General features: G+C 70.9%; 7 protein-coding genes and 1 tRNA gene. 5 read left to right on the top strand and 3 right to left on the bottom strand.

Annotated features, from left to right (window positions below; translation table 11 throughout):
• Nucleotides 1-131: 131 nt before the first annotated feature.
• Both AC08OQ_RS11035 and AC08OQ_RS11030 read left to right on the top strand, forming a co-directional pair.
• Nucleotides 132-899 (top strand): site-specific integrase, encoded by a 768-nt coding sequence (locus AC08OQ_RS11035; RefSeq protein WP_476600674.1) that lies wholly within the window; start codon nucleotides 132-134, stop codon nucleotides 897-899.
• Nucleotides 877-1,137 carry a tyrosine-type recombinase/integrase gene (locus AC08OQ_RS11030; protein ID WP_462188400.1) on the top strand — a complete coding sequence of 87 codons (261 nt, stop codon included), beginning with the start codon at nucleotides 877-879 and terminating at the stop codon, nucleotides 1,135-1,137. The genes AC08OQ_RS11035 and AC08OQ_RS11030 overlap by 23 nt, the downstream gene beginning before the upstream one ends.
• A 159-nt stretch (nucleotides 1,138-1,296) precedes the next feature.
• Here AC08OQ_RS11030 and AC08OQ_RS11025 read toward each other — a convergent pair.
• Nucleotides 1,297-1,369, bottom strand: a tRNA-Lys gene (locus AC08OQ_RS11025).
• A 583-nt stretch (nucleotides 1,370-1,952) separates the two neighbouring features.
• On the opposite strand from AC08OQ_RS11025, the gene AC08OQ_RS11020 reads away from it, so the two are divergent.
• Together AC08OQ_RS11020 and AC08OQ_RS11015 are read left to right on the top strand one after the other, a co-directional pair.
• Nucleotides 1,953-5,867 (top strand): ABC transporter ATP-binding protein, encoded by a 3,915-nt coding sequence (locus AC08OQ_RS11020; RefSeq protein WP_476605184.1) that lies wholly within the window; start codon nucleotides 1,953-1,955, stop codon nucleotides 5,865-5,867.
• 163 nt (nucleotides 5,868-6,030) lie between these two features.
• The gene (locus AC08OQ_RS11015; protein WP_476600679.1) at nucleotides 6,031-6,345 is read left to right on the top strand and encodes a hypothetical protein; all 315 of its coding nucleotides are present in this window, start codon (nucleotides 6,031-6,033) and stop codon (nucleotides 6,343-6,345) included.
• A gap of 144 nt (nucleotides 6,346-6,489) precedes the next feature.
• On the opposite strand, the gene AC08OQ_RS11010 is transcribed toward AC08OQ_RS11015, so the two are convergent.
• On the bottom strand, nucleotides 6,490-7,227 hold the full coding sequence (locus AC08OQ_RS11010; protein ID WP_476600681.1) for a DUF459 domain-containing protein: 738 nt from the start codon (nucleotides 7,225-7,227) through the stop codon (nucleotides 6,490-6,492).
• 340 nt (nucleotides 7,228-7,567) lie between these two features.
• On the opposite strand from AC08OQ_RS11010, the gene AC08OQ_RS11005 reads away from it, so the two are divergent.
• Entirely contained in the window at nucleotides 7,568-8,326 is a 759-nt protein-coding gene (locus AC08OQ_RS11005; RefSeq protein ID WP_476600683.1) for a polysaccharide deacetylase family protein, read from the top strand.
• 52 nt (nucleotides 8,327-8,378) lie between these two features.
• Here the strand turns inward: AC08OQ_RS11005 and AC08OQ_RS11000 are convergent, their stop codons facing one another.
• Nucleotides 8,379-9,950: an aldehyde dehydrogenase family protein gene (locus tag AC08OQ_RS11000; protein ID WP_476600688.1), complete on the bottom strand. Its 1,572-nt coding sequence runs from the start codon at nucleotides 9,948-9,950 to the stop codon at nucleotides 8,379-8,381.
• Nucleotides 9,951-10,107: the final 157 nt, after the last annotated feature.

The following is a 10,107-nucleotide window of genomic DNA, read 5'->3' as shown; positions in this document are numbered from 1 at the left end:
GGCTACCGCACCCCGAAAACCAGCGGCTACGAACACGCTGCGCAACCACCCGCCGAGCCCGCAGATGCCTCAAACCCGCTTAACTTCGAAGAGCCCGAATGGCCCGACGGCAACCCCCTGGATGTCGCCTGATGGCCGCGGGGGAGGGGGCCGGGAAGGACCGGCGGAAGCGGCGGCGTTCCCAGGGTGAGGGGGCGCTGTTTCAGCGGGCGAGCGACGGCCTGTGGGTCGGTCGCATCGATCTCGGCTGGGCGGACGGGAAGTGCGTCCGTAAGACCGTCTACGGCAAGACGGAGAAGGAATGCCGCGAGAAGCTCACCAAGGTCAGGAATGCGGCCGAACTCGGCGTCAACGTCACGGCAGAGCGCCGGACGGTCGCGGTGTGGCTGACGGAGTGGCTCGCCATCAAGGAGGACGACGGAACGCGGGCGTCGACGCTGCGGGCCTACCGTTGGCTGATCACCACGCATATCGTGCCGATGATCGGCCGTGTGCAGCTCGACAAGATGACCCCGTTGGACGTGCGGCGGCTCGTCGCGGCGGCGAAGAAGTCGGGGCTGTCGGCGGGGAGCGTCCGCCACGTGCACAGCCTGATCCGCAACGCGCTGGCGGAGGCCGAACGGCTGGACCTCGTGGCGCGCAACGTCGCGAAAGCGGTCAAGGCGCCACCGACACCGCATCGCGAGGTCCGTGCCCTGCGCCCGGAAGAGGCGCGCCGGCTCGTCGATGTGCTCCGCGGCGAGCGGCTGGAAGCGGTCTTCGCCTGCGCACTGATGCTCGGGCTACGGCGTGGCGAGATCCTCGGCCTGCGCTGGACGGACGTCGACATCGACGGAGCGACGCTGCACGTCCGGCAGACCCTGCCGTCAGGCCGGGTTGCCGTGGCTGCGGCTGCATGATCTGCGCCACGCCTTCGCGTCGATGCTCTTTGCCGAGGGTGTAGCGGCGCGGACGGTGATGGAGCTGCTCGGGCACTCCACGATCCAGCTCACCATGAACACCTACACCCACGTAATGCCGGAGACCCAGCGCGACGCGGTCGGCCGGCTCGACCGGATTTTCGGCGATCAGGCGGACGACGAAGAGGATGTCGATCAGACGAACGAAGAGGAGGGCGGGGAGGAGCTCGCGGGCTGACCGTGTACCCGAGCGAATCGGCGGCGCCCCGGGATGGCTGTGTACCTTGCAGCGCCCGGGGCGTCTGCCATCAGGGCATAGAGAGGCTGGGGTACAGAAGTGGGTACAGAGACCTTCTGGAAGAGACTACCGAGAGTCATGCGACCTGGTAGATACGGGTGCGCCGCCAGGGACTTGAACCCCGAACCCGCGGATTAAGAGTCCGCTGCTCTGCCAATTGAGCTAGCGGCGCGTTGCCTCCGCGTCCCCGCGGCGACATGCAGAACTCTACCAGGCACTGGAGACGAGTGGCCGGGGGTGCAGGCACGGCGCCCGGTAGCGGCGGCCACCTTGGAGATCACTGGTGGCGGCGGCTCCGGGTCCCTGCGTGTCCTCCGGGGCCGGTCTTACCCGGGATCTTGCCCGGGTCCCGGGGCTGCCTGTGGTCTCGGCTCGGAGCCGTAACGGGCATCAGCGGGGTTCCAGGAATGTTTCGCTGATAGACATGACGTGGCCGACGCCGCGGGCCTGCCGGACGTACGGTCAGGCCGGGACACCGCGGTGAGGCCGGGACGCGGTGGCTTTGGCGTCTCGTCCCTTCCCTCGCGTCCGATCCGGACCGGCGTCACGCGGGTACCGAATCGGACCTGACGACCTGGAGGCCCACCGCGAGCTCCGAAGCATCGTCCGCTGACACGGCCCGTCCCTCGCACGGACCGCCGGATCGGCCGGACCCCAGCCCGCACCCGGGTCCGGGTCCCGTCGAGCGATCGCAGTTGCCCAGTCCACGCCCACGGCCCCAACCAGCCGAGGGGCCTGCCGCCCCCGGCTCCCCGGTGGCTCCCGGTTCACCTACGGCCACCGAGGAGAAAGCCGAGGATGCCGGGCCGGAGAAAGCCGGGGGCCCCGGACCGGAGAAACCGGCGGTCGGCTGGCTGCGCAGGATCCTCCGCGAGATCCTCGTGTACCGCCGCAACGCCGCCCTGGCCTTCGGCGCCGCGCTGCTCGGCACGCTCGTCACGGCCGCCGTCCCGTTGGTCGAGCGGCAGGTCATCGACAACGTCGTCGTCACGCACCGCCACTCTCTTGCACCCTATGTCGCCATTCTGCTCGGGGCCGGGGTCGTCGTCTTCGCCGCCGCGTTCGTCCGACGCTACGTCGGTGGCCGGCTCTCCCTCGATGTCCAGTACGACCTGCGCGACGCCGTCTTCAGCGCCATCGAGCGCCTCGACGGGGCCCGGCAGGACCAGCTCCAGACCGGGCAGGTGGTGAGCCGGGCGATCTCGGACGTCACCGTGGTCCAGGGTCTGCTGTCCTATCTGCCGATGATGAGCGGCAACCTGGTGCTCTTCGTCGTGTCCCTTGTGGTGATGGCCTGGCTGTCCCCGCTGCTCACCGTCATCGCGCTCGCGCTGGGGCCGGCGCTGTTCATCGTCGGCTACGGCGCCCGACGCACGGTCTTCCCGGCGACCTGGGCGGCGCAGCAGCAGGCCGGCGAGGTCGCCGGAGTGGTCGAGGAGGCCGTCGCCGGCGTCCGGGTGGTGAAGGGGTTCGGGCAGGAGGCCCGCGAGCTGGACCGGCTGGCGGTGGACGCCCGGTGGCTGTTCGCGCTTCGGATGCGTGCGGTGCGCATCACCAGCAGGTTCGGTGCGGCGATGCAGGCCGTTCCCGCGCTCGGCCAGGTCGCGGTGCTGGCGCTCGGCGGCTGGCTGGCGCTGACGGACCGGATCACCCTCGGCACCTTCCTCGCGTTCAGCACCTATCTTGGCGCCCTGATCGGGCCGACGCGGACCCTCGCCGGCCTGCTCACCGTGGGCCAGCAGGCCAAGGCCAGCACGATACGCATCTTCGAGATCATCGATTCGCAGCCGGCGATCACGGACCGGCCGGGCGCCGTGCGCCTTGGCCGGGTCCGCGGGCTGGTCGACCTGGACGGTGTCACGTTCGGCTACGTTCCGTCCCGCCCCGCGCTGCGGGACGTGAGCCTGCGGATCGAGCCGGGGGAGACGGTCGCCCTCGTCGGCACGTCCGGTTCGGGCAAGTCGACGGTCGCGATGCTGCTGTCGCGGTTCTACGATCCCCAGGCCGGGACGGTCCGGCTTGACGGTGTGGACATCCGCACGGTGCCACTGTCGTCGCTGCGGGCGCAGATCGGGGTCGTCTTCGAGGACAGTTTCCTGTTCTCCGACACGGTGCGCGCGAACATCGCCTACGGCCGGCCGGGTGCCACGGATGACCAGATCGTCGCGGCCACGCAGGCGGCGCAGGCGGACGTCTTCATCCGCGGCCTGCCCGACGGCTATGACACCGTCGTGGGGGAACAGGGCCTGACCCTCTCCGGCGGCCAGCGCCAGCGCGTCGCGCTCGCCCGCGCGCTACTCACCGATCCCCGCGTCCTGCTCCTCGACGACGCGACCTCGGCCGTGGACGCCCGGATCGAGGCCGAGATCCACGACACGCTCCGGACGATCATGCGTGGCCGCACCACCCTGCTCATCGCGCACCGGCGCTCCACCCTGCGCCTCGCCGACCGGATCGCCGTGCTCGACGCCGGCCGGATCGTCGACGTCGGGACCGAGGCCGAACTGACGGCCCGATGTCCTCTGTTCCGCCATCTGCTCGCCGGCCCCGGTGAGGGCCTTCCCGACCAGCTCCCGTCCCCGTCCCCCGACCCCGACCTTTCTTGCCTATCCAGAGGGATAAATCGGACACAAAAGGCTCTGGATAGGCAAGGAAGTAGGCAAGGAAAAGGAAGTGGTCTCCGGGGCGGTGCTACCCGGGGCGGTCTCGGCCGGGGGCTCGGCGGCGGGGGCCCCTTCGGTGACATGCCGGCGACCCCCGACCTGCTCGCCCGGGTCGACGCCCTGCCCCCGGCGCTCGACGAGCCGCGGGTCGACCAGGCTGCGGCGGCCGCCCCCGACCCGGCATTCTCGCTGCACCGGCTGCTGGCCGTGGTCCGCTGGCCGCTCGTCCTGGGCCTGCTGCTGGTGGCGGCCGACGCCGTCGCGGGTCTCGCCCTGCCGGCGTTGGTGCGGCATGCCGTCGACGCCGGTGTGAGTGTCGGGGCACGTGACGTCCTGTTCGCCACCGCCGGTGTCGCGCTGGCGGTGGTACTGGTCAACTGGGCGGTGCAGGTGGGGCAGACCCGTGTCACGGGCCGGATGGGGGAGCGGCTGCTTTACATCCTGCGGGTGAAGACCTTTGCGCAGCTGCAGCGCCTCGGGCTCGACTACTACGAGCGCGAGCTCGCCGGCCGGATCATGACCCGGATGACGACCGACGTCGACGCCCTGTCGACCTTCCTGCAGACCGGCCTGACCACCGCCATCGTCAGCCTGCTGTCCTTCTTCGGCGTCCTGGTGGCGCTGATCGTGCTGGACGCCGAGCTCGCCCTGGTCGTCGTCGCCGTACTGCCGATCCTGGTCGTGGCGACGGTGGTGTTCCGGCGTCGCTCCTCCGCCGCCTACACCGAGTCCCGGGAACGAGTCAGCGCCGTCAACGCATCGCTGCAGGAGAACCTGACCGGCCTGCGCATCGCCCAGGCGTTCGGCCGGGAAGCGGTCAACCAGGCGAGGTTCCGCGAGCTCGCGGACAGCTACCGCCGCTCGCGGCTGCGGGCACAACGGATGATCGCTCTCTACTTCCCGTTCGTCGAGTTCCTCTCCCGGGTCGCGGGTGCTCTCGTGCTGGGAATCGGCGCCCACCTTGCCGTCGGCGGATCCCTGTCGCCGGGAGCACTACTCGCGTTCCTGCTCTATGTGGACCTCTTCTTCGCGCCGGTGCAGCAACTGTCCCAGGTGCTCGACGGTTATCAGCAGGCCCGGGTCGGTCTGCGCCGGCTTTCCGAGCTGCTGCGGACTCCGACCTCGACGCCGCCGGCCGAGCACCCGCGACCGGTCGGGCGGCTGGCCGGCGAGGTGGTCCTGGCCGGCGTCCGGTTCGCCTACACGGGAAGCACCGCCGCGCGGGCGGAGAACTCCGGGCCGGCGGGAAACGCCGTGAACGGGGTGAGCCTGCGCATCGCCCCGGGGGAGACAGTCGCCCTGGTCGGGGAGACCGGCGCGGGCAAGTCCACGGTGGTGAAGCTGATCGCCCGGTTCTACGACGTGACCGAGGGTGCGGTGCGGGTGGACGGCGTCGACGTGCGCGACTTCGACCTGCCCGCCTACCGGCGACGGCTCGGTGTCGTTCCGCAGGAGCCGTTCCTGTTCTCCGGGACGGTCCGGGACGCCATCGCCTACGCTCGGCCGGATGCCTCCGACGCCGAGGTCGTGGCGGCGGCGCGGGCGGTCGGCGCCCACGCGTTCATCACCCGCCTGGCCGACGGCTACGATCATCTGGTCGGCGAACGCGGCCGGGGACTGTCCGTCGGCCAGCGTCAGCTCCTGGCGCTCGCCCGCGCGGAGCTCGCCGACCCGGACATCCTGCTGTTCGACGAGGCGACCGCGGCGCTCGACCTCGCGACGGAGGCGGCGGTCACGGCCGCCTCGGAGGCGGTGGCCACCCGGCGGACCACGATCGTCATCGCCCATCGGCTCACCACGGCGGCCCGGGCCGACCGGGTGGTCGTGATGGCGGACGGCCGGGTGGTCGAGCAGGGGCCGCACGCCGAGCTGGTGCACGCCGGCGGCCCGTACTCCCGCCTGTGGGCCGCCTTCACCGCGGAGTCCGTCACGCCCGCGGAGTCCGTCACGCCCGCGGATCTCAGCCCGACCGCGGACAGCGGTGCGGATCGGCGAGCGGCTGGCTGACCGTCAAGCGGCTGGCTGACCGGCGAGGGCGGCCTCATTCCGTAATGTCATGGTTCGCCCTCAAGCCTGAGGGGATGCCCTCACGGGGCAACGAGCAAGCCCGCCCGTCGCCCCGATCGGCCGAGCGGTCACCCGGGGCCGGCGGCGATCAGAGGAGGGGATCATGAAGGCGAACGGTCTGTCGATGGAGATCGCCTGGCCACGGCTGCCCAGCGGAATCGCCACACCCGGTGAACTCGCCGACCAGCTGGACGCCGACCTGCGGGACCGCGCCAGGGTCGCCGCGTTCGACGAGCACGGTCTGTGGGTCCGGGTCCACCGGCCGCACCAGGTCGAGGCGCTCGCCGCCGAACTCGCTTACAAGCTCTCCCAGGTCGGCGCGTCCGATCAGACGTTCCTCTCCTGGCACGACGAGCTGGGTAATCATCGTCGTTCGCTGAGCGGCCGTCGGATCGGGATGCACCGCAAGGTCGCCTGAACATGCCGGCGGATTCTCGACGAGGTCCCACGAAGTCCCGGAAGTCCCGGAAGTCCCGGAAGTCCCGGGAAGCCCCGGGAAGTCCCGGGAAGACCGGAAGATGGTGGATCCCGCCCGGTCGGCCCTTGGTCGGTCGGCTGGCGGTCAGCCCTCGGCCGGCTGGAGGGTCTCCCGAGCGATCGCGGTGCCGAAGCGGACGGCGCCAGGGGACGGGACCGGGCAGGCCGTCATCGGCTTCTGGAGCAACGGGCAGAAGTGGACCCCGTCGGGGCTGCGGACTGTGACGACCCCCCCGGGCTCGCAGGTCTCGCCCGCGGCACAGGGCATCGTCGAGGTGAACCGGCCGTTCATGGTCAGCACCCGGCCCGCGGGGACCACCCGGGTACGTTCGTGCTCTGCGGCGATCTGGCGCCACAGGCGGTCCAACAGGGTCATCCCGGCCTCGTCGACCGTCTGGTCACGCCGTGGCGGCGCATCCACGAGGACGACTCCGATGCCCTGATTCGTCAGCATCTTGACGGCCTTCGTCACGTCCTCCCGGTAGGCCGTCACCAGGTCACGACCCTGCATGCAGGGCGTCACCTGGTTGCCGGAGAACACCAGAACCGCGGTGGTCGGCCGCCAACGCCGCGCCTGGTCGCGGATGTCCATGAGCCAGTCGCAGGGCGCCGTGCCACCCCAGGTGCGCACCAGCACGGCGGTCCCGCCGTCCGCGCGGGCCGCCTCGTCGAAGGCGCTACCCGCCTCCCAGGCGAGCGAGTCGCCCCACAACGCCACCCGTGGCCTGTCGTCGGAGGTCCTGTTCACCACCAGGGTGCCCCCGACCAGGACGATCGCGACGACGAACAGCCAGCCGACCGGTCCCAGCCGTCCGATCCGCACGGTCCGCCCCTTCCTGCCCGGCCGCACCGGGCCGGTATCACCGGATCCCCGATCACGTCCGACTCTGCCCGGCTACCCACCACCTCATCGTGCTTCCCGCCCGGCGCTGTTCTGGTGACGGGTGTGCCGTCCCCACGAACGGACATTACCGAACGTACCTCCCATAACTGTTCTATCCAGAGACCCGAGTAGCTCCCGCTACCGCGGGCGGTCGTGGCCGAGACGGAGGGTGGGGGGTGGGTAGGACATGGCAGTACCCATGGCGGCGGGCTGCCCTGTGGCGGCGGGCATGGGGGTGCTGGTCGGAAGGCGAGACCGGATCTGTGGCAGAGTTTTCGCCATGACGCGGTCCGTTGCGACGCGCAGGCCCACCATGGCCCGCCGTACTGCCGCCGCGGCGTTGACCCTGGGCGGCGTGGCCGGGTTCACCTACGGCATTCCGTCGCTCACCACATTGCGTCGACTACGGCTGCGGTGGACGCCGGTGCTCGCAGGGCTCGGCGCGCCTGATCACGTCGCGCTCACCTTCGACGATGGTCCGGATCCCGTGTCCACGCCGCAGTTCCTCGACGTGCTCGCCGAACTCGACGTGCGGGCGACGTTCTTCGTCCTCGGTGGTCTGCTGGAACGTGCACCGACGTTGGCGAGGGAGATGGCCGCCGCCGGGCACGAGCTGGCCGTGCACGGCTGGGATCATCGCCCGATGCTGTTGCGCGGTCCCCGCTCCACGCACGACCATCTCGCCCGCACCCGGGACCTGGTCGTCGAGATCACCGGTCGCGCGCCGCGGTTCGTCCGGCCGCCGCACGGCATCCTCTCGGCCGGGCTGCTCGTCGCGGCCCGCCGCCTCGACCTCAGCCCCGTCCTGTGGTCGGCGTGGGGACGCGACTGGACGGCCGAGGCGACGCCGGGCAGCGTGCTGGACACCCTCGCCCCCGACCTGCGCGGGGGCGCCACGGTGCTGCTGCACGACTGTGACTGCACATCGGCCCCCGAGGCCTGGCGCAGCGCGCTCGGGGCTCTGCCCGGGATCGCCGCGCGCTGCGACGACGCCGGCCTGCGCCTCGGACCACTCGCCGAGCACGGCCTGCCGGCCTAGCCGCATCCTCCTTCTGGCAGGAGCGGCCGGGCAGGTCAGACGGCTGGGCAGGTCAGACGGCCGGGTAGAGGGAGTAGCTCGGGAAGTTGCCGACGAGCCGCTCGTCGGCGTCCGCGCCCACGGTGACGGCTCTGGCCAGATGGACACCGCCGACGAAGGCCCCCTTCCAGGAGGCGCCGCGGCCACCGAACGGCTCGTCCCGGTCGCCGCGGGAGCGCGGCTTGTTGACTCCGACCTTGAACGCCTGCAGTTCCCCGGCGAGCCGGCGGGCATGGGACTCGTCGTCGCAGGCCAGTGAGGCGACCAGCGCGCCGTTGGAGGCGTTCATCGCCGCCAGCAGTTCGGCCTCCGAGTCGACGACGACGATGGTGTCGACCGGGCCGAACGGCTCCGCGTGGTGCAGCGCAGACGACGCCGGCGGGCTCAGGACCGCCACCGGCGGCACGTAGGCGGAGGTGTCCTGCCCGGGGATGAACCGGCCGTCCGCGAGGTCTCCGCGGTAGATCGGCACGCCGCCCTTCGTGATCGTCTCGTCGATCTTCGCGGCCAGCTCGGTCGCCTTGTCCGCGGTGATGACCGGGCCGTAGTCCAGCTCGGGCAGCGGGTCGGCGTCGTCGGCGACAGCGAGGGGGTGGCCGAACCGGACGCCGGAGACCACCGGCAGGTACATCTGGAGGAACCTGTCGAACAGTTGGCGCTGGACGACGTAGCGGGGGTAGGCGGTGCAGCGCTGCTTGCCGTACTCGAAGCCCTTCTTCAGATGGGCGGCGAGCACGTCCCACTGGGAGAAGTCCCAGATGCCCCAGGCGTTGAGGCCCTCCTGCTCGAGGAAGTGGCGCTTACCGGTGTCGACCAGGGCGGCGGCGACCTGGCCACCCGCCGACCGGCCGCCCACGAAGGCCAGGCAGCCGATCTCGGGGGCGCGGACCAGCGCCGAGCTCAGCCGGGAACCCGATCCGGAGACCAGCGAGACCGGCAGACCCTCCCGGCGGGCCAGCGCGCTCGCCAGCGTCAGGCAGGCGGCGCCGCCGTCGGTCGGGGTCTTGGCGATGGTGCCGTTGCCGGCGAGGATCTGGACGAGCACGGCATGCATGAGCACGCTCATCGGGTAGTTCCAGCTGGCGATGTTGCTCACCGGACCGGGTAGCGGGGTGCGCCCGGCGATCATGCCGTCGATCTCGTCGATGTACCAGCGCACCCCGTCGAGGGCACGGTCGACGTCGGTGCGCGCCAGCCGCCAGGGCTTGCCGATCTCCCAGACGAGCAGGAGAGCCAGCAGGTCGCGGTGGGCGTCCATGGCGTCGACGGCGGCGCGTACCCGGGCCTTGCGCTCGGGCAGCGCCACGTCGCGCCAGTGCTTGTGGTCGTTGAGAGCGGCCCGGATCGCCTCCCGGGCCTCGTCCAGCTCGATCATCGGGGGCCCGGCGATCGGTGTGCCGTCGACGGGGGACAGGCTGTGCAGTGGGTTTCCAGTTCGATGCCAGTGCCCGCCCCAGAGATTACGGAGGCGGTCCTCGTCGAACGCCTCGGGGGCAATCTGGCGGCAGGTGGCGAACGCCTCGGACCAGGTGGTACCCGGCTTAATGTGGAGTCGTGGCTGGGAGCTGCTGGATGCTGCGGCCATACCGGTGATATTGACGGTCATCCGCCGATCACGCCAGGCAAAGCGGCCCACTATTTCGAGGGTTCTTAGATGACTGTATCAGTGTAATAACACTCGGTAATTTCCTGCATAAACCGCCATGTGGCCACTCATCGCCCTTGCTCGATATCTAATGATC

This window comes from Frankia sp. CcCS3, assembly GCF_977927575.1.
Note: the sequence above shows the minus strand (reverse complement) of the source record. Positions and strands in the feature narration are given on the sequence as shown.